17 protein-coding genes are annotated in these 19,615 nt (G+C 33.9%); all 17 read right to left on the minus strand.

The window, feature by feature from the left end; genetic code table 11:
* Positions 1-33: 33 nt before the first annotated feature.
* The 17 genes from AACM45_RS16115 to AACM45_RS16195 all read right to left on the minus strand — a co-directional run bounded on the left by AACM45_RS16115 (position 34) and on the right by AACM45_RS16195 (position 19,577).
* Positions 34-747: a polyphosphate polymerase domain-containing protein gene (locus tag AACM45_RS16115; RefSeq protein WP_339144009.1), complete on the minus strand. Its 714-nt coding sequence runs from the start codon at positions 745-747 to the stop codon at positions 34-36.
* A complete protein-coding gene (locus AACM45_RS16120; RefSeq protein WP_339144011.1) occupies positions 728-3,751 on the minus strand; it encodes a hypothetical protein in 3,024 nt (1,007 codons plus the stop codon). Before AACM45_RS16120 ends, AACM45_RS16115 begins: the two co-directional genes overlap by 20 nt.
* A gap of 24 nt (positions 3,752-3,775) precedes the next feature.
* Positions 3,776-4,363, minus strand: coding sequence for a DUF4956 domain-containing protein (locus tag AACM45_RS16125; protein ID WP_339144012.1), 588 nt, complete (start codon positions 4,361-4,363; stop codon positions 3,776-3,778).
* 235 nt (positions 4,364-4,598) lie between these two features.
* A complete protein-coding gene (locus tag AACM45_RS16130) occupies positions 4,599-5,723 on the minus strand; it encodes a glycosyltransferase (protein ID WP_339144014.1) in 1,125 nt (374 codons plus the stop codon).
* Positions 5,720-6,721, minus strand: a complete 1,002-nt coding sequence (locus AACM45_RS16135) for an NAD-dependent epimerase/dehydratase family protein (protein ID WP_339144015.1) — start codon at positions 6,719-6,721, stop codon at positions 5,720-5,722. The genes AACM45_RS16130 and AACM45_RS16135 overlap by 4 nt, the downstream gene beginning before the upstream one ends.
* Entirely contained in the window at positions 6,714-7,736 is a 1,023-nt protein-coding gene (locus tag AACM45_RS16140; protein ID WP_339144016.1) for a hypothetical protein, read from the minus strand. Before AACM45_RS16140 ends, AACM45_RS16135 begins: the two co-directional genes overlap by 8 nt.
* Positions 7,726-8,889, minus strand: a complete 1,164-nt coding sequence (locus AACM45_RS16145; protein ID WP_339144017.1) for an O-antigen ligase family protein — start codon at positions 8,887-8,889, stop codon at positions 7,726-7,728. The genes AACM45_RS16140 and AACM45_RS16145 overlap by 11 nt, the downstream gene beginning before the upstream one ends.
* The gene (locus tag AACM45_RS16150; protein ID WP_339144018.1) at positions 8,876-9,682 is read right to left on the minus strand and encodes a DUF6418 domain-containing protein; all 807 of its coding nucleotides are present in this window, start codon (positions 9,680-9,682) and stop codon (positions 8,876-8,878) included. The genes AACM45_RS16145 and AACM45_RS16150 overlap by 14 nt, the downstream gene beginning before the upstream one ends.
* A 440-nt stretch (positions 9,683-10,122) precedes the next feature.
* Complete coding sequence (locus tag AACM45_RS16155; RefSeq protein WP_339144019.1) at positions 10,123-11,139, minus strand: hypothetical protein; 1,017 nt, start codon at positions 11,137-11,139, stop codon at positions 10,123-10,125.
* Positions 11,132-12,379, minus strand: coding sequence for a lipopolysaccharide biosynthesis protein (locus AACM45_RS16160; protein ID WP_339144020.1), 1,248 nt, complete (start codon positions 12,377-12,379; stop codon positions 11,132-11,134). Before AACM45_RS16160 ends, AACM45_RS16155 begins: the two co-directional genes overlap by 8 nt.
* 136 nt (positions 12,380-12,515) lie before the next feature.
* Positions 12,516-14,213 carry a DUF6044 family protein gene (locus AACM45_RS16165; protein WP_339144021.1) on the minus strand — a complete coding sequence of 566 codons (1,698 nt, stop codon included), beginning with the start codon at positions 14,211-14,213 and terminating at the stop codon, positions 12,516-12,518.
* On the minus strand, positions 14,197-14,925 hold the full coding sequence (locus AACM45_RS16170; RefSeq protein WP_339144022.1) for a class I SAM-dependent methyltransferase: 729 nt from the start codon (positions 14,923-14,925) through the stop codon (positions 14,197-14,199). The genes AACM45_RS16165 and AACM45_RS16170 overlap by 17 nt, the downstream gene beginning before the upstream one ends.
* On the minus strand, positions 14,918-15,847 hold the full coding sequence (locus tag AACM45_RS16175) for a glycosyltransferase (RefSeq protein WP_339144023.1): 930 nt from the start codon (positions 15,845-15,847) through the stop codon (positions 14,918-14,920). Before AACM45_RS16175 ends, AACM45_RS16170 begins: the two co-directional genes overlap by 8 nt.
* Positions 15,847-16,896 (minus strand): pseudaminic acid synthase, encoded by a 1,050-nt coding sequence (gene pseI / locus AACM45_RS16180; RefSeq protein WP_339144024.1) that lies wholly within the window; start codon positions 16,894-16,896, stop codon positions 15,847-15,849. Before pseI ends, AACM45_RS16175 begins: the two co-directional genes overlap by 1 nt.
* A gap of 11 nt (positions 16,897-16,907) precedes the next feature.
* Positions 16,908-17,774, minus strand: coding sequence for a methionyl-tRNA formyltransferase (locus AACM45_RS16185; RefSeq protein ID WP_339144025.1), 867 nt, complete (start codon positions 17,772-17,774; stop codon positions 16,908-16,910).
* Positions 17,774-18,340, minus strand: a complete 567-nt coding sequence (locus AACM45_RS16190) for a GNAT family N-acetyltransferase (RefSeq protein ID WP_339144027.1) — start codon at positions 18,338-18,340, stop codon at positions 17,774-17,776. The genes AACM45_RS16185 and AACM45_RS16190 overlap by 1 nt, the downstream gene beginning before the upstream one ends.
* A gap of 7 nt (positions 18,341-18,347) precedes the next feature.
* On the minus strand, positions 18,348-19,577 hold the full coding sequence (locus AACM45_RS16195) for an aminotransferase class III-fold pyridoxal phosphate-dependent enzyme (protein WP_339144028.1): 1,230 nt from the start codon (positions 19,575-19,577) through the stop codon (positions 18,348-18,350).
* Positions 19,578-19,615: the final 38 nt, after the last annotated feature.

The raw sequence follows: 19,615 nt of genomic DNA on the forward strand, positions 1-19,615 counted from the left end.
ACAATGTGAAGAGAGTATTAAGCGCAAATAGTTTTACTTATAAAAAATATCGTATCCTCTAACATATTTAGAGTTTTTAGATAGCCTCTCTTTAATTGATTGGGTAATTGCCCTACTTTCCATATCATCATCTGTATCGTATTTCAGTTCCAAAATAATATCCCCTAAATTTTGTTTTGACTCATAAAACGAAGTGTAATTAGGGTTGTAGAAAGTCATATTATAATCGATGGTTATCCTAAACTTTTCGCATTTAGATAAAAAGTATCTTCTCTCATATGAATTATATAAGGTTGGAAATAATAAATTGAACTTAACTAACAATTCTTCATTAGGGATACATTCATTTATGTGACTGTTTATATCATCAATTGATTTGGATCTTAGATCCAAATCCAAATTCGTTAATTTACAAGAATATTTGTCTCCTACTTCACCATACTTTTTTTTAATTTCTAATGTAGGCTTTGTCATTGAATGAAAAATATCGTCATACCACCTCAACCTATATTTTTCTCTTACTGCATCGCCGGAAACATTCATTTTATAAAACGTATGATTCCAATCATCAAAGTATATATTATTTACGGTTCTTCGTTCGTAAATCTCATCAAAATTAAACCTATTGGTTAAAACTTGATTTTTAATTACTTCATCAACGCCGTTCAAATCATAGACGAATTTACGTTCAAACCTTAAATTATGATAGATAAATCTACTACCTCCTTTATTTGCTACTTTTTCCATATTCGTTTCCGTACATCTGGTCAATTACATTGTTTGAAACCGTTTCAACTGGTATGCCGTCAATAGTAAGTACAGACTTATTTTCAATCAAATAATCTACTTCATTGTTTACTTGGGTAAGGTTTTTTGTATTTATTACACCTATTCCAAATTCAGATTTTTTTTGAAAGGCAGATAGGCCCAATCTGACATTTTCAATTTTAACATCGGTAAGTTCGATTTTTGAAAGGTCTTTGCTAACAATTCCTATTTCACCATCAACAATTTGTATTTCTTCTCCATGTATAAAACTAGATTCGCCACCACTAATCCCTTTATCAGACGGTGATTTAATGAAAATATTAGAAATCTTTATTTCCGATCCAGACACATCAATTCCATCATTTCCACTATTTAAAAATTTACTGTTATTAATTTCCCCATTTACAAAATCACCGTCAAAAGCATCAGATTGAGTATCTTTAAAAATAGTGGAGGAAATATAGAATTCAGATCTTATGATATTCAATGCATCTTCACTTCTATTCCTTTCAAAAATGGTATTCTCTATAGAAACTTTTGACTCATGAAAATTGACAGCACCTGAAAGCTCCCAAATATCCGTTTTAGGCGTGGATAAATTGAAAAAGCTACAGTGGTTCAGTGTTGATAGTTTTTTAGCATTATCAACAAATATACCTGAGTATGATCCCTCTGTAGATTTAAAATTAATTGGATGTTCATGTGTACCCTTAGCTACGATAGGCGAATATGAGATTAAAGAGGCATTATCAATTAAACTCAACGCAAATCCCTTTTCAATAATTAAAGTATGGTGCATTGGTATGACAATAGTCTCTTTCAAAATATATTTGCCTGACTTAAAAATAATTTCCTTGTTCTTTTTTCGATATTCTACAAATTCAAAATTTTGAAAATTGGGTTGGTTTAACTTTTTGTAATTTTTTAATAATGTGGTCAAATTTTTACTCTTTCCGAACGGATTAATTATATTTTCTCTAGGATAATCTAATCCAAGTATCGAGTATTTGAGTTTTATCTTTTTTAAATCCTTTGGATAACGGAATTCGCCAATCTTATTTTTCTTAGACACAAAAACGTTAACAAAAGATTCTTTTAACCTGAAAGTAATGGTTTGACTTTCGTTAGGGGATATAATATTATCTTCAAATTTTTCATTCAAACTCTTACCGTCCTTATGTTGTAAACCGATAATTTCAACTGGAAACAATGATAGGTTTTTGATTTCCACCAACATTTCTTCATCATTATATTCAATTAAATCTGAAACAATCGCATCTGAAGGATTAAGCATTTTTTTGATGAAATTACTATTGTATTCAAGTATTGTCAAATCCAAATTCTTTCCAAACTCACCTTGAAGGTTTAAAGACAACTCACTTAGCTCATTGGAATGCTTTTCAATAAAATCACGGATGAAATTTGGGTCACAAACTATTTTCAACTTTTCGACTAATTTTTCATTATAAATAATGTCGTCTTTTAAGAATGGATAGTCTGATATTTTATTAAGCTTAAGACCAGAATATGAATCAAATGAAATAGGTTCTAACTTATTGGTAATTGGATTAAAATAAACTCTTAGGTTATGATCGATTAAGCCGTGGCTACCCCCAAAAAGGTTTGTTAAAGCCACAAACATGGTAAGTTTGTCAATATCAAAAACATCAGAAATTTTCATTTCACCTTTTCTTAATGAATTCAGTAGACCCTTGGCTATGGTAAACTGTTTGGAAAGTTTAGGGTCTGAAAGAACTTTGTTTTCATTATATACCTTGATTGGTGCATTTTGAATCGTCTGCAATTGATTAGATTTACTGGACAATTCTAGGCCCATTCTGGATTGCAATTCTCGATCTTTCCACAGCAAGGATTCATCAAAAGCTAAAATCACTCCTTCTCTTTTTCTGTTATTCTCAATTAATATTTTGTCAAATGATTCCTCATAAGCCATAATCCCAATATCCATTTTTTCAACCGAATCTAAATGTTTTACATTCAATTCTAAATTCACGAAATCATACCTAAGTCCAATAATATTATTGTCTTTTATTACCTTATTGAAAAGCCACTCCCATAAATAATTTCTGACTTTTGGATGTTGAAAAGATATTTTTCTAATTCCCAGCAAAGTCTTTTCATCCTCAAAAATAACCCTGTAGGACCATTTGTTTTGATGTATAAGATGATCCGTCCAGTCACCTTTCAATCTCATTTTTGCATCAATTTTTTCCGAATCATCCAGCGAAACCTTACAATTGACCAAGTCTTCTTCACCTGTTAACAATATTCCCGTATTAATTGCTCTTGCTCTTTTCTCCCTAATTTTTCTAAAACTTTTCTCAGAGATAATCAAAGAAACTTTTGGTAGGTTGTTAGAAATTTCTAAAGGAGAAACATTATCAAGTTTTAAATTTTTAATCTCTAAAGATCTGCCTAAGCCTTGGTCATACCTTCCAGTATTTATATGAGCTATTTTAGCTATATCAATGGTTTTACCTTTATACCCATTATGTTCAAGGCTTTTTCTAAAAACATAGTGAGGTCTATTATCAATACGAAAAGAATCGACCTGCGTTGGTAAGAAGTCGAGATTTAATCCTCCTTTAAAGTTTTTGGCATTTAATAAATTTATACTATCATTTAAAAAAACATGTAAGAAAAACTTATCATCTCGCTTTCTTCCATAAAGACTATCTTTATAAACATATATAACAGTAGGCTGACTATTTATTGAACTTAAATGGATAGATAATATAGAATCTGAATAGATTGAGTTAATATCATCCCTAATAATATCTATTTGGTTCTTTCTTGATATAAAGTTTGTAGGGTTTTCTAAATATTTCTCTTTTTTTAATGCCTTGGATTCTTCTTTTTGAAGTCGTGTTAAGAAGAATAAGGAGAAAAACGATAGGGTCAAAAAAATTATTCCAGTTATTATTAAACTGCTCAAACCGTATTTTTTTTCTTTAATCTTCATTTTTTATTATAGGTTATTTTAATACTAAATCGTATTGTCAATAAATGTGATATCCATATGTTCATCAATTTTCAACAACTCGTGGTTTATGGCCGTTAGCCTTTCCAACGAATTAAGATTCAGAAGGTAATTAACGTTAATCTTTTCTTCGGAGTATTTTATTCTTTTTAGGTCAACCTGATTTGAATTTACTGTAATCACTTCATGTATCCGATTCATTATATCTGTCTTTTCTTCATTTTTACAATTTAAAGAAATCAAAATATTTTGGGTAAATGAATTGCTTAAAATGGTCTTGCTGGTAAATATTATTATAAGTGACAGTACCAAAAAGCCTATTAGAGTTGGTAATAATTGACTAGCGCCCAAACCAAGACCTATGGAAATAGCGATGAAAAAATAACCAAGCTCTTCGGGCTCTTTTATAGCAGTTCTAAATCTTACAATTGACAACGCTCCCACTAGCCCTAATGAAAGTGCAAGTGACGATTTAACAATTGAGATTATTATAAATGTAGTCGTTCCTACCAAAATAAGAACCTTGGATAATTGATCTCTATTGGATATTGATCTTCCATATTTATTGTAAAGAATTGAAAGAACGTAAAGCAAAATAGTCTTATTATGATATTTGTTAAAAATAAGACTATAGAAAAGGATTCATCAAAAGTTGAATTCAACTGGGTAAGTAAATCATTCATTAAATTTTATTTAAATATGTAGTTTGTAAAAATAAGTGTATTTTATTGATAATAAATTCTTAGGAAGCAGTTTTGAAGGTTTTCCCGTTCTTCTAATAGAATTTGAATTAAGCCAATTGACGCTTCACGAGGATTATTCATATAAGTTAATTTTTTTTAAAATCACTCAACTGGTTTTCAATAAATTTGCTAAATTTTTGTAGAAATCTGTCTTCTCCAAAACCTCTGGCATGATTCCTTATCCATTCGGCATCAAACCTTCCCTTAATCTTTTCAAATCTATTCAAACATTCTTGTATTGACTTCTCTGTTTGTTCATTAAAAAAAAGGCCCGAAGACCTTTCAACAATATTGTTTTCAACAACTGTTTCTAAGGCACCTCCTTTTTTGAATGCAATTACAGGTATGCCATAAGCCATCACCTCTAACGGTATCATTCCGAAGTCTTCTTCACCTGGAAAGAGCAGTGCTTTGGTTCTGTCTAAATATTCCTCGATTTTATTCCACTCTAAATTTCCCAAAAACTTGATGTTGTCATTTGCCATTGATTGCAACCTTTTTTTTTCGGAACCATTTCCTATTACAATTAATTTCTTACCGTTCTCATTAAAAGTTTCGACCAATAAATCTATTCTTTTATAGGGAGTTATAGCTCCAAAACTAAGATAAACATCTCTTTTGCCGGCCGTAATCAAAGGTCTATCAAAAAAAGAGAGCTCAATAGGAGGGTATATAACAGTGGATTCCTTTTGGTAAAAGCGGGAGACCCTGTCAGCCACATTTTTGGAATTGACAAGGTATGCGGAAACATTGTCGATAGTCGTGACATCCCACTTCCTTAGCCTTTCAAAAAAAAACTTGGCTAAGGGCCTTAATGGCTTTTTCATTGAATTTAAATACTCCTCCGTAAACCCCCAACAATAACGCATGGGCGAATGTACGTAGCAGATATGTGGGGTAGCCTTTTCTATTTTAATTCCTTTAGCGGGCCCAGATTCCGACGAAATAATCAAATCATAGTCTTCTTTCAGTTTTAGGGATTTTATCCCCAATGGATAAAGTGGGAAAATCTTTTGGTAGTATTTCTTGAAGGGCCAGAAATTCAATACGGAGGTCACTATCTTGTTTTTTGGAAAGTTTTCCCCATAAATTCCCTTATCTGCAAATAAGGTGTAAATATCCGCCTGTGGATACAATTTTAAAATGTTCTCTATTACTTTTTCACCACCCCTTCTTGTGGTCAACCAATAGTGCACAATTGCAACTTTCATAATTCAAAATCTTCTGGAGCCACATTTTTCCAATGCTTCAAAGCCTCTGGATAAGAATAGTTAAAGTGAAAATTATTCTTTATTAGATACTCCGGTTTAATGTTGGTTGGAAAACCTGCCTTTCTTACCCTAACAGGGTGAATATCTGAACTTTTCCCAAGTAGTTTGGAAGCTAACTGAATAAAAAATGCAATAATAGCCAATAGGCCAACGGGGATCATTAAAGTTGGCTTTTTAAAATTAAGCTGTTCTTTGGTGATACTTACCATTTCGTTAAGGGGGACCAATGGATTTTCAGCGTAATTATATAAAATGAACCTATCTTCCTTTTGCATGGTAAAAAGCATGCTTTCAACCAAACCATAGATATACCCGTAACCCTTGATTACCTTTCCTCCATTAGGCAATATAAAGGTGCCCTTTTTAAGTGACTTAATCATTCGATATACATTCCCAGGGTCTTTAGGACCAAATATTACGCTGGGCCTAACAATTATCAAACGTCTTTTCTTATCTTCAGAAAGCCAAATTCCATGTATTTTTTCAGCTAATGCTTTTGATATACCATAGGCCGTTTCTGGATACAATGCGGATGTTTCTGTTCTCTGTTGAAGGGATTTTCCATAAGGTGCAATACTGCTCGTAAACAAAATATTTTTTATTCCTGATTTTCGAGCAAACTCACACACATTTTCTGCCCCTGGAATATTGGTGTTAAAATACTCTTGATATTCATGGCCTGGTTCACGATGAACGGCCGCAAAGTTGAAAATCCAACTATTGGCTAAATCGACTTCATTTTCATGAAACGATATTTTCTTTCTAACATCAAGGTTGTGGAAGACTACTTTTTCATTTTTGTGTGATTGAAGACAGTATTTTGGCTCCCCGATATCAAGTACAAAATATTTATCAAAATAGTTTCCCTTCAATAATTGTTGAAGCAAATGGCCTCCAATATACCCCGATCCACCAAACAAAACGGCAATCTTATTCATTCAAATGCTTTAAAAAATTGATTTTTACCCCAGTTCTCGGAGAATACTTTTCATTCAAAGGACTTCCTTTGCCCTTTCCGATCAGCAAAACAGTATCCAGAACTACCGGCCTAAATGTTTCTCCATAGTCCATATTTAAACTATGGACCCCTCCAGATTCCATTAACTTAATTTCTGTTCGTTTAATTGATGAGTTAAAGCAATTTTTGATCCACAAACCAGAAAAAGCAAGTTGGTCGCCCAAAATTCCTCCCTCCATTGGTGCCATTTCCAATCCTGAACCAACTCCAAACTTTTCAATTGAAAGAAAATCTATCTCAATATTTTCTCCAGAAATGTAGGCGCCATGACGGTCTGAGCTCTTAATAATTACCGAGTCAATGTTAATTTCCTCTGGCTCATTATTATGACCATGAATAATTAGACCTCCTTTTACAAATTTATAATCAAAAGTGCCAGAGCCCACATCTTCAACAACAAGTTTTTTTATCGTTAAGTTTTTGGTGCCGCTATGTATAGAGCAACCGTACGGTCTTCTATTATTTATACTTAAAATAGAATCCTTCTTCACAAAAACTATATCAGCTTGAATGTTTTCAGAATCTCTTGTATAAAATTGTTCAAGTGTTGATAAAGAACCCATTAAATGGATGTCATTTGAGTTCCTTACTTCAACTAAACCAGCAAATATTGTATTATTAAAATAAAGCTTTATATTTTTTCTTCCTTGTATTTTTAAAGCGGTTTTATAAAATCCTTCAGGAAACCTAATGGGCACTCCTAATTCTGCCAAATCTAACAAGGCTTCAACAACATTTTTACCATTCTTTGGATGGCCCCCAATGGGTTTTCCAGGGAACAAACCATATCTACGAACATCTAGGTAGTCATATTCATTATGTAAAGTAAATTCTGTATCTATTTTTTCTAAGTCTTTTTTCCATTGATCTTCATTCTTTTTACATCCCACCAATAAAAAAATCAAAACCAAGCAATCTATCAGCCTATGTTTCATCTCTATACTTTATTGCATTTGCCAAAATAATAGCTGTCAAATATACGCCCATTTGTCTTTCAAGCACATTTTCAACAAACAGAAACATAGCTAATGCAATAACAAGTGAAAGCCCCAATGGATTCTCCTTATGGCGCCCTCTCAATAATACATATATAAAAGGCATCAATAATAAAAGCAAACCAAAATATCCACCTCTCAACAATTCATTGAGGTATTGGTTATGCGTATTGTATTTCTTTTCCAAAAATCTTGACTTATCAGGAGGGTATTCAAAATTGGCACTTTCTGAATAATATGCATTCTGGTTTTCATCAACCTTTTGTTGACTAGAAAATCCAAAGGATTTGCTTGGAGAATTTTTGTATTGTTGTAGTGCTCCCTCCCAAATTATTGTTCGAGAATCATTCTTAATTTGGATGAATCTGTGCTTTAAGGCTAAATCGGATAACATAATCAAAACGGTTAATAGTAACGGCACCCCGACACCTATAATCCATCTTAAGGTATTATCTTTTATTTTCAATATCATGTAAATGGCACAACAGATAACCGTAATTAATATTGCCAAACGTGCAGAAATAACAATTATCAGAACGATAGAAACTAGTATTGGAAAAAAATAAATTTTTCTTTTGCTAGCAAAAAATAAATTTCCCGCAATTATAATCTGAATAGCTGATAAAAAGCCTAAATAAGGCCTTTCAAAATTTAAGATGTCGTTGATCCTAGCATAGCTTCTTAAAGCCACTTTTTTACCCTCGGTAAAGTAATAGTAGTCTATTATTCCGTATGTAGCCACCAATTGGGCAAGGCATACCCCTAACAATAAAAACAAATACCCTTTTTCAGTTGTATCACGATCAATATTTGATGTTGCCAGAGGAATGAGCACCAAAGGAAGAAGTTTGATATAAAAACTCATCTCATCATTAAACACCCCTATTGCCAGGCCGCTAAAAATTGTATAGAAGAAAAAAGGTGCCAAAGAACTAAGAAAAACAAACCATTTATAATTGTTATTAATTATCGAAAAAATTATAAGCAACCCTAAGGCAAGATTATCAATGAACAAAGAAATTGGCAAAAAGAACAACAATGCCAAATAGCAGTATTTTAGCAATTTGTTATAAGTGCTTTCAGTTCGAATCATACTTTAGCTTTTGAAAAATAAACGAAATCAAAGACAATATGACAAGAATAGCCAATATTTTTCCCAATCTAAAGAAATAGGACATTGAGTAAATATTAAATAACCATAAAGTGATTTGAAAGAAAATCACAGACACCAAATAATTGCCCCCATTAAGGGCTTTAAACAAAAGCGCATAGAACAACGGAACGAAACCGAAAATAACAAAATGGAAAACCAGCGCTATTGGTAAAGGGAAGGCCCTATTTAATATCGCCGGATAACCGTTAGTCCAACTTACGCCTCTCTGCCAAGCTTCTTCAAGGTATTGTTTTCTATGGTCCGGTGTAAAATCAAACATAAGGGTATGCATTCCATAAGGAAGTTCTGAAATATTCCATGAGTTTTCCGCATCACCAATTATATATCTTTCAGCTGTGCCCCAGAAAAGATGCCCTTGTAGGCCAAAAGCTCGGTAAGCTATTGATTCTACAGGACTAAACCCTAAATGTTTATATGGGTTTTTATTGTTGTATTTAAACCAGACCAGACCAAATAGTAAGCTTGCGAGAATTATCAGGTATCTTTTCTTAAAGACGAGAAAGTTATCATTTTTATATAGTTTATTAACAATAACATGTGAGACCATAAAAGCTATTAGCCCAAATAAAAATGCTGTGAACTTCTGGTCAATACCAACAAGATAAACAAGATAAACAATACTAAGTAATATAGTCTTTACTCTATGCTTTCTAAACAAAATACCTAAAATAAATGGGAAAAACCCAATAGTGTTGCCTAAAATAGGTTTCAAAAAAGACAATTGTGCGGTGTTCCAAAATGTAAACTTACTTACCTCTGAATTGGTATAAGTTGAAGGCGAAAGAAGCAAATTGGTCATTGCCAAAAACATTACAAAAAAGGCTAGATAAAGTAGGATTCCACTTTCTTTTAGTCTTAACAGTTTTATTTTAGGGAAATTAAAGCTAAGTGATGTATCAAAGAGCCTAAAAAAGGAGGTGAAAGAAACTAAGGATACTATTAGAAAGAGTAACAGGAAAAAATTAGCATAGACAAAACTTCCATATCTATCCTGTTCACTAACGTAAGTTCCATTTTCTATGAATAATATGGAAAGAAACATCCATGAATATTGAACAGTGAAAGGCAAGAAACAAACAAACAGAAGTGTAGACCTTCTGTATAATTGGATAAGGATTAAGCTGGCAAAAACTAAAACAAAAATGTTGAAGATCATTTTTTGTAAAAATAGAAGCCTAACTGTTCAAAAAGAGCAGTTAGTTCGTTGTCTAAAAAAGGTAGTACGCTGATTTTTAATTTTTTTCTTGTTTCAAAATCACATTGGGAATAAATATTAAAAACTGCGCTAGAATCAAAAGTTACCAAATTTCTACATTGTGCTACCTCAAAAAAATATTTTTCTGCACTTAAATCCGTTGTAACATACTCAAAATCTTTCTCCTTGAAATATTCTCTTAGGGTGTCGATTTTTAACCTTGGACCATGTCTATGAGGTTTATACATTATTTTTTTAACATTCATATATTTCTCATCTAATTTTATTTTTTCAAAAAGCAAGTTCAAATGCTTCTGATATTTTCTTTCGTCTAAATTTGCATAAGGTTCCTGGCCAATTATCAACATTTTGCTGTTAACCAATTCAAGCTTTTGGGGCTTATATGGTATTTTTTTTGATTTATTTGGTGCGACAGAAAAAGAAGGTTCCCTAACATATTGGAAAAGGGTTTTGTCATAATTGATTCCAGAAGTGTGGCCACTATAAAACTTGAAATTAAGTCCAAATAACAAGGTTAGTGTCTTTTTAAGAAGCAAAACGCTACTAGGAACACATCTTATTGTATGATTATAATAGTTAAGAACGCCATCTTCAACTACTAATCCTTTTATATTTTTTGAAAAATAAAAGAACAGATAATTAGAAAGTACATCTTCCAAGGATGAGAACACCAAATTAATTCTTTTTTCACTTTTATATTTCTCCAAATGCTTTATTACTCCCTTATAAGCCCTCAATTTTACAGTCATGGACTTTAATCTTGAAACTTGAGACTTTGATTGATTCTTAACACCATTAGAAAGCTCAATATGCTTGTGCCACTTTTCTTTGTTGAATGCTATTTCCTTTCCGGTGATAAGAATTGACTTTCCTTGAAAATCAGTCCTTTGAAGAAGAAAATTTTCAAATAAATCTACGTGATATTGTGAGAGCCCTATAAAAATATTAATCATAGTTTGCTGAGATTGCATTACGTCGTCTTTCAAAAAACATATATAACCCTGTTAAAAAAAATGCCAAAGCAGTGCCATACAAACCACCCCAAAACGTCAATGAGATGGTTAAAATCAAATTTACAAAACAGGATTTAAGGGTTATTCTTAAAATCGTAGAGTCCTTATTTAGAATATAGAGGAAAAAATGGTAGACCAAGGAAAAATTCATTAGAGCAACCCCTAAAAGCAATAAAAAAAGAATTGGGAAATAGTTGTCATAGACCTTAACACTCTGCCAAATCAAAATAGGTTTTGTAATAAATATAACCAAAACCGAAACAAATGCTATTTGCTTTAACATTTGATTTCTAAAATTTTTGAAATGCAGGTTTAAATCTTTGCTCCCTGTTTTTTCAATCAGTGCTGGCAGCTCAAAAGAAATTACAATGGCATTGACATACACGGTAATAATTAGTGCTAAATTGGCATAGAATGAAAAAATTCCTGTTTCCTCGCTACCTAAAAAATAATCAACAATATATCTGTTTACATATTCAATACATTTTAGGGCAATGGTCCCTAAAAAGAAAACAAAGCTAATACGGAGTCCTTTAACTAGGTACGAGATTTCTATTTTAGGAAATGGGATTAGTTTTTTAAGGTTTTTCCCTAAGGTTAGAAAGCTTATTACGAAGGAAAATATATTTGAGAACAACCAAAGTTGTAATATTCCTTCTATAGTAGGCTTCGAATCAAAAAAAAGAAGGTTTACCAAAATATATCCCGTCCATATAGACACCCTTAGAAAGAAAATAAGATTGCCCAACAGAACTTTTTTAAATGCTATGTGTAGCCTATAGATTTCTTGTGAAAGGTGCTCGGTAACGCAAATACCAAGGACACTTATAAGCCCATAAGTGTGCATGAATTCAATTTTTCTAAACAGGAGTGAACCAATTATAAAAAAAAAGAAATAGATGAATAGATAAAGAAAAAAAGTGCTCGCTAATTTTTCGACAATGTTATCTTTTTCGGTCAATATATCCCTAATGGAGAAATTATAAAAATCAAGACCTAAAACAAAAATCGATATAGTTATAGTTGCTGTAATAAGCGAATAATCTCCATAAACAGCTGTGTCAAAATATTTAGATAAAGTGGTTATTAAAATGAATTTTAAACCCAAAGGCAGAATTCTCAATCCTACATTGAATAATTTAAATAAAACAATCTTGTCTATTATTGATGGGATGGGCACAAATCAAGTATTATTGAGATAGGTTCAAAAAATCACTAAACCGTGAAGGTATTGATTCTATAAACTGTAGAAAAGAAATTTTGCCTATACTTATTTTATACAATTTGTCTCTGATTTTTTATAATCTAAAACCTATCTATTCGTTTGAAAGTCTATATAAGTTCAAGCTCCAAAACGATGTCTCATTTTCATATGTATTTAAATACTGAAATCCTAACTCTGAACTATTCTCAATTGGAACAGTGCTTATTAGATATTTTCCTTTCATTCTTTTAAAGAGCTCCGTGTCCAAACCCATATTTTTAATAGTAAAGTTCGCGTGCTTATCTACCAAATACCTTCTCCCTAATTCATGGGAAAAATAATAGCATCTACTTCCCCAATAATCAAAATATTTTGCATTTCCTGTATTCTTGGAGAGCTCTTCCGAAACCAATTTTCTAAAACGATGCTTATATGCTAAATCATAGTTGTTTTGATAGCTGTCTAAGGTGCTCAAGCCATTATATTGAGCGATGTTGGGATGCATGCCAATACTCAGGAAAAATTCGGATTCTGGCTGATAAGGCTCCAAATCCTTTTTTATCCTTGAAAAAAGATTTTCTGCATAAAACTCCTTAAACGTTGGTTCTTGAATGCTTTCGCCTTTAAGAATACTGAAATTTGTTAGCAATTCTTTATTGTTTTCAACAATTCCTATAAACACAAAAAGGCCTCCTAAAAAACCAATAGAGCCTATAATTTTATGTTTGGAGAAAAGTTCATTAAGCAACAAACCGCCCAGTAACAACCACAAAAAGGGCAGCATAAAGTAAAACCGCTCTGAGTTAAAGGTTTTCAAAAAGTTGAATTCTGTAAAAAAATTAATCAACCACAAATTGGCAGACACCCATAGATTAATGGCAATTATTAGCCCCGCTACAAAAAGAATATTCTGTTTTATTTTAAAACGATATAATAGTAATACTATTCCGAACATTACCATTAAAGGCCAAGGTTTCAGCGTTCCTGAATGGTATTGGGTTTGCTTAAAATATGTCTTTAAGGTAGCAATAAAGTAATCCCAATCTGGGGCTCCTAGGAAGGCCGTGTTATCAGCTTCTACTCTGTGAGAGGTAATTTTGGATTCTATCAATACCGCATAAACCAATTGATATTCCACGAGAAGGTTCAATACTGTAAGCGTTGCTATAGCCAAAATATAATTTCTGCCAAGCGTTTTTGTCCGTCTATACTCTATTAAGCCCAGCAAAAGTAAGACTGGAATAAAAAAGGGAAGCGTTCCCACAATAAAAGAGTAGAACGGGAAAATCAGAATGATGGCCCAATGAATCAACCGTTCCTTTTTCTTTAAAATATAATAGAAAGCGTAGAGCAACAATGGCTGTCCGGAAATTGAAATCCCATATTGAATGTGGTAGTATGATAGCATACCAAAAGAAATGGAGCTCATCAACAAAATCAGTGGATTTTCTATTTTAACCACACGGTTCAAAAAAAGAAACATCCCCAGATAACCAACCAAATGAACAATCATATGATTCGTTATGTAGGCAACCACCGGAGAGAAGATGGCAAATAAGAGAATAGTAAAGTTCAAACCACTTCTTAAAAATATTCTAGGAACACCATTCATTACATTTTCAATTTTGCTTGTAAAGTCAAAGTTGAAAAAGGATTCGCTCTCCAAAATATGTTTAATATAGACAAACTCAGAATCTAGGTTGTCATGAATTAGAACGTAAGCATCTGAACCCAGACAATACCAAAAAATATAGGGTATAATCATCAAAAGCCCACCGAGCAAGCACCACTTTCTATTTGCTATTGACATTTGCGAAAATTCCTATTAAAGATTTTCCAAAACTATGAAAACTAATGATATCAACCACTTTTGAAAAGGGGACGAGTATTTTATCCCAAAGGAAAATATTTTTTGAAGTCGGTATATCTTTCTTCAATACCCATTTATTTAGGAGTGCAGCAAAAAAGCCCATACTATCCAAATAAAATAATCTTTTTATTTCTAGGTCCCTATGAACATGGCCTTTTAGCATTTTTTTATTGTATCTCCTAAAATGCCCAATGCTTCTATCAAAATTATTAAAAAGGAATTGATACGCGGGCACAAGAATTATTAGTCTACCATCTTTTTTCAATAAGGTCTTAGCCTCGCTTAATTCTGCTACGGCGTCTTCAATATGTTCAATAACGTCTATATAAAGGATGGTGTCGTATTTCTTACTAAAAACCGATTCGATGGTTCCATTTACATAGTTCAAAGAAAAGGGAATATTGGATTTGTCCTTACAGAGTTCCGTCTTGGCAACTTCAAGCAGGTCTTTGTCCGGTTCTACTAAAGTCCAAGATAGTATATTGTCTGATGCGTTCAATAAAAAAGGGGTGTTGGCCCCTATTCCCGAACCAACTTCAAGAACATCTCCTCTAAGAGCGCTTTTTATATGTTTTGCAAAATAGCTTTTCCAGTTACTTGCTTTTTTAAAAACATCTAGCTCGTTACCAATATATTCATAGCTTTCACTCATAGACTTGGTAACTTACTTCGTTGGTTTTGAGTTGTTTTTTCATAGATACCAACATCAACCCTAATACAATTGTACACAGAATAATCAGACAAATGATAACCAGTCCAATACCAAATGAGCTCGCCCAACCTTGAATTGCAGTATTAAAAACAAATTTTGAAAGAACAATATATATCCCCATTCCAAAAGTTAACATGAAAAAGACCCCTAATATTTTGATAAAGAAAAAAAGGACTTCCTCTCCTAATTCTATTAGAGAATACAAGCCATGGAATATTAAGCTCTTTGTGTTCATTTTGGAAATTCCATCTATTCGTTGCCTTCTATTATAAGGAAAATATCGAATGCTAAAATTTTGTTTTGAAAGAAATGTAGGGTAATGTAGAAACGATTGGTTTGCAATATGGCGCAATACCTTTTTGCTTAGGATAGAGAAGTTTCCATAATTTATTCGCTTCCCAATAATTAGGAAAAAGATAGTTTTATAAACCCTGTAACCTATTTTGAAGCGGATACCCTCTTTTCTGCCAGCCCTACTAACAAAAACAATGTCTTCCCTATTTTTGTCTTCCAGCACCTGTAAGATGGCCTTAGGGTCATCTTCGCCATCACTATCCATAACAACTACTGCTTCAAAATCCCTTTCTAAACCCCTTGCATAATTTAAACCGACATTAATGGCCGCTTGATGCCCTTGGTTTTGTTCCAAAGAAACTATTTTCAATGAAAACCGCTCATCCATGAATTTAAAGGCTTTTAGTTCCTCAAGGCTATTATCAATAGACGCATCGTTTATCACCAGAATTTGAAAATGGGCATTCCCAAAAATACCTAAGTTGTCTTCAAGGTCTTTTAAAAACAGGGCAATAACTTGCTCCTCATTGTAGCATGGCGCAATTATGCAATAAGAATACGTATCCATCAGTTAGTTTCTTGCAACATGTCCCAACTTAAAGGCTCTCCTTTTTCAATATCCTTGGAAAACTGTTTTCCCAAGACCTTTTTCAATTCCTTTGGATGCATTCCATAACCTGGTCTTATCGATCTAATATTGCCCTCTGTAAGCGTATCACCTTTTTTAACATCCTCAACAACAAATAAAGATCTTGCGAACTTTCTGTTCTTTTTTACCTTTTCGGACACTTCGTAAGAAACCTTCCCCAACAACTTTTCTGTGTCCCTTACTTTGCTCACCATTTCCTCAAACTCATTACAATCCAATGAAAAATCTGCATCCGGACCGCCAATGGATTTGTCTAGAATGAAATGTTTTTCTATAACCTTAGCACCCAAAGTAACAGCTATTGTAGGGGCCAGACTGCCATATGTATGATCGCTAAAGCCCACTTGCACACCAAATCTTTTTTTTAGGTCTGGTATCGTGCTCAAATTTGCAAGTTCCAAAGGTGCTGGATAAGAAGAAGTACATTTTAGGAACACTACTTGATCATTGCCAACGCTCAAACATGTATCCAGTGCTAGCTTTATATCCTGTTCTTCGGCAATTCCTGTTGAAATTATCATGGGTTTTCCCTTAGAAGCAGCATACTCTATAAGCGGTATATCTTGAATCTCAAAAGAAGCAATCTTGTGCGCAGGAGCCTGTAGTTCCTCTAAAAAATCAACGGCACTTTTATCAAATGGAGAAGAAAAACAAACAAGGCCTTCTGAGCTCGCCAATTCAAAAAGTTCTTTGTGCCATTCCCATGGAGTAAACGCTTCACCATAGAGCTCGTAAAGCGTCTTACCATCCCAAAGTGTGCCTTGCGCTATTCTAAAATACTCCTTGTTACTTTCTATGGTCAAGGTGTCCGGGGTATAGGTTTGGAGTTTAATTGCATCTGCACCCGCCTTTTTAGCAGCTTTTATGGTCTCTTTGGCAATTTCAATATCCCCATTATGGTTCGCAGATAGTTCAGCAATAATAAAACAAGGCGAGGTATCGTTTATTTCAAATCTATCTATTTTCATTGCGTGTTATTTTAATTTCCCAATAGGGTATTTATCTTCAATTTGGCTCGATCCTGCGGATTGAGCAAATCCAGTTCCAGAACACCATTACAGGTCTTTACAAGAAACGGTTCTAGAGAAAGAACAGTCCCATCCTTTGTTTTATAATCAAACCCTTGAGTACTGAAACTGCTTGATTTTATTATTATTTTTTCATGGTTAGCAAAAGTAAAGGCGCCTGGATATGGTGGTGCTTGAGCCCTAATCCAATTGTAAATCCTTTCTTTAGACCACATCCAGTTGATTTCACCGTCTTGAGGAGTGCGTTTCCCAAAGTAGGTAGCTTTTCTAATATCCTGGGCAATAGGCTTTAATTGATTGCTTTTAATCTGAAGTAGGACCTCACGCACCAGTTTAGGGTATATTTCTGCAAACTTATCAAGTATTGCCGCCCCAGTATCTTTTTTTCCTATTGCAATGGAAACCTGTTTAAGAATGTTTCCAGTATCACATCCCTTGTCAATAAGGTGCGCCGTTATACCCGTTTGTAATTCACCATTTATTATTGCCCAAACATGGGGGGTACGACCTCGATATTTTGGCAATAACGACCCATGAAGGTTAAAACAAAATTTCTTAGGATGCCTTATTAATTCCTCTTCTATCAAAAATAGGTAATTCACAGAAATCAAGACATCGATACCCCTATTGGAAATAAATGCATTGGAACGTCCATCTCTAGGATTGCCAATAAAAAAATCTAGTCCTCGTTTCTGACAAAACCCTATGATATCGTCAGATTTTTTATCGGTCATAACAAAAGTCAAATCATATTCCTGAAAGAGATCTTCGAGTACAATCAACCCCAATCTCCCACTTGCCAACAATCCTATTTGCATTACGCCTTTATTTTAGAATAAATAACCACGTCTTTATATTCCCCATTAAAAAAACAGTGGTCCGCCAACCGTGCGTCTTTAAAATATCCCGCCGTTTCAAGCGCAAGATAAAGATGCGGCCTAAGGTCAAAGGCGTAGACATATATTTTATGCAATCCTAATTCTTTGAAAGCCACTTTTTCAATAAGGCTAAGATAGGATTGCCAATGGTACTGAAAATGGTTTTGCTCCAAACTTGTGTCCATGATAAATGAAATTTCCGCATTTTTATCAATCCAATTGATATGAACCAAACCCCCATATCCAATGCATTCTTCATTTTTTAAATACGAAAAAAGAATCTGTTTTGGAGCTTTTTCTGTAAAGCCTTGGGCCACAACGGTATCAAAATACTTATTTTGGTCTTCAGGGGTTAAAGGTTTGTTTTGCCTTAAATGATAAATCTGCTCATTTCTCCATTTCATTATTACAGTCCTATCTGAATGTCGAATAGGCACTATAGCATAAGGTTTATTTTCAAATACTTGGCGGGCCAAAACCGAATAATTTTTGTTCTCCTTTCCCATTGCGAGTTCAATTCAATCTCTTAAACCCCCCATGGCAAATAGGGGATTCCAGCAAATCCAAAATATTGAGCTCTTGACGCTCACATTTGGCAATAGTAACAAAGATATCGTCCAAGGCGTCAAAATAATCTGTGATAACCGCCTGCGTATGCGCAATGCTCACATAAACACTAGTAGCGGCAATAAATCCCTTCTTCAACATTTCTTGGGTAATGTAGGTTTTATATGCCAAATGGGCATCACTTTTAAAGCTAAAGGAAATCAATGCAGGAAGACCTGAAATCTGTAGCGATAAACCATGGGATTGTGCCATTCTCTGCCAGCTATCCGATATTTGGTTCCCAGTTTTGGTAATTTGCTCCCAGGAACGGGACTTTTCCATCACCTCCAAGGTTTTTAGTGCCGCTACGGAACCTATACGCTCTGTCCAAAATGTGCTGCTTATAAACGTGTTTTGGGCCGCCTGCATTATGGATTGCCTACCTAGTACGCCAGTGACGGCATATCCATTACCTAGGGCTTTCCCAAACATACATAAATCTGGTTCTACCCCATATGCTTTATGTAAACCTCCAAAAGTTTGTCTAAAGCCTGACGTACACTCGTCAAAAATTAGGACAATTCCGTGCTTCGTACAAAGTTCCCTAACTTTCTGTAAAAATCCATTTTCAGGCCCAAAATTTCTGGAGACTTCCATCTTAACCGTACCTAAATCCTTGTTTTCCAAAACGATTCTTTCTAATTCTTCAAAATCATTGTATTGAAAAGGTATCGTAGTGCCTTCAAGTCCTTTGGGCACACCTGCAGGTGCTAATCCCGGTAGAAGATGGTTGCCCAAACCGTCATCCGACCCTAAATTTGTGGAAATATACCAATCGTGCCAGCCATGATATCCGCAAATAGCAACCTTATCTTTACCGCTTGCTGCCCTTGCGATTCTTATGGCAATTGCATTGGCTTCACCACCGCTTCTTGCAAATCTTGCCATATCCGCCCAAGGGTGGAGTTCGATTAAGCGTTCCGCTAAATACACTTCCTCTGGGGCATTGAATGTTGACATATTGCTTTTGTCAATTACCTCCCTCACCGCATTGTCCACTTCTTTGTTTGCGTATCCCAATATATTGGTTCCAATCCCCATAATGCATACGTCAGTGTATTTGTTCCCATCCAAATCCCAGACCGTACAGCCCTCCGCTTTTTCATAATAACTTGGCCATTTTTCCGGTAAAAACATTTCTGGCCTTTTAGATAGCAGCATTGTTCCTCCTGGGA

The sequence above is a fragment of the Croceitalea sp. MTPC5 genome (assembly GCF_036985505.1).
GTDB lineage: Bacteria > Bacteroidota > Bacteroidia > Flavobacteriales > Flavobacteriaceae > Croceitalea.

What these genes read in the sequence shown, in the direction of transcription:
- AACM45_RS16170 (WP_339144022.1), bottom strand. Translation starts at nt 14,925, where the DNA reads ATGAGTGAAAGCTATGAATATATTGGTAACGAGCTAGATGTTTTTAAA.
- pseI (WP_339144024.1), bottom strand. Translation starts at nt 16,896, where the DNA reads ATGAAAATAGATAGATTTGAAATAAACGATACCTCGCCTTGTTTTATT.
- AACM45_RS16130 (WP_339144014.1), bottom strand. Translation starts at nt 5,723, where the DNA reads ATGAAAGTTGCAATTGTGCACTATTGGTTGACCACAAGAAGGGGTGGT.
- AACM45_RS16190 (WP_339144027.1), bottom strand. Translation starts at nt 18,340, where the DNA reads ATGGGAAAGGAGAACAAAAATTATTCGGTTTTGGCCCGCCAAGTATTT.
- AACM45_RS16120 (WP_339144011.1), bottom strand. Translation starts at nt 3,751, where the DNA reads ATGAAGATTAAAGAAAAAAAATACGGTTTGAGCAGTTTAATAATAACT.
- AACM45_RS16195 (WP_339144028.1), bottom strand. Translation starts at nt 19,577, where the DNA reads ATGTTTTTACCGGAAAAATGGCCAAGTTATTATGAAAAAGCGGAGGGC.
- AACM45_RS16135 (WP_339144015.1), bottom strand. Translation starts at nt 6,721, where the DNA reads ATGAATAAGATTGCCGTTTTGTTTGGTGGATCGGGGTATATTGGAGGC.
- AACM45_RS16175 (WP_339144023.1), bottom strand. Translation starts at nt 15,847, where the DNA reads ATGGATACGTATTCTTATTGCATAATTGCGCCATGCTACAATGAGGAG.
- AACM45_RS16185 (WP_339144025.1), bottom strand. Translation starts at nt 17,774, where the DNA reads ATGCAAATAGGATTGTTGGCAAGTGGGAGATTGGGGTTGATTGTACTC.
- AACM45_RS16155 (WP_339144019.1), bottom strand. Translation starts at nt 11,139, where the DNA reads ATGATTAATATTTTTATAGGGCTCTCACAATATCACGTAGATTTATTT.
- AACM45_RS16165 (WP_339144021.1), bottom strand. Translation starts at nt 14,213, where the DNA reads ATGTCAATAGCAAATAGAAAGTGGTGCTTGCTCGGTGGGCTTTTGATG.
- AACM45_RS16145 (WP_339144017.1), bottom strand. Translation starts at nt 8,889, where the DNA reads ATGATTCGAACTGAAAGCACTTATAACAAATTGCTAAAATACTGCTAT.
- AACM45_RS16140 (WP_339144016.1), bottom strand. Translation starts at nt 7,736, where the DNA reads ATGAAACATAGGCTGATAGATTGCTTGGTTTTGATTTTTTTATTGGTG.
- AACM45_RS16115 (WP_339144009.1), bottom strand. Translation starts at nt 747, where the DNA reads ATGGAAAAAGTAGCAAATAAAGGAGGTAGTAGATTTATCTATCATAAT.